Source organism: Streptococcus sp. OH4692_COT-348 (assembly GCF_003859975.1).
In the GTDB taxonomy this organism is placed as follows: Bacteria; Bacillota; Bacilli; order Lactobacillales; family Streptococcaceae; genus Streptococcus.
The window spans coordinates 1-256 of sequence record NZ_RQZB01000088.1; the positions used below are offsets into that span (position 1 = coordinate 1).

Annotated in this window: 1 protein-coding gene; it reads right to left on the minus strand. The window is 43.0% G+C overall.

Annotation, left to right across the window (positions count from 1 at the left end; genetic code table 11):
* On the minus strand, window positions 1–256 hold a 256-nt coding region (locus EII37_RS11230; RefSeq protein WP_221620948.1), incomplete at both ends, for a hypothetical protein.

Consider the following 256-nt stretch of genomic DNA (forward strand, 5'->3'; position numbering starts at 1 on the left):
CTGGTTTCTTAGGTGTTACTGTAACGTCACCTGTCTTAGGATCTTGTTCAACATCTACTGTTGGTGTCTTACGAGCTGGTGTTGTTACATCTACTGGTTGTGATGGTTTCTTGTTCGGTTCTGTTACTGTTCCTGTACCTGGGACATCTTTCTTAGGAAGGTTGTCATTTGGTACTTCACCTGATCCATTGTCGCCAATTGTTACTGTGATTGTGTTTCCATCTTCACCTGGAATTTCTACCTTAGTTCCTGGTGG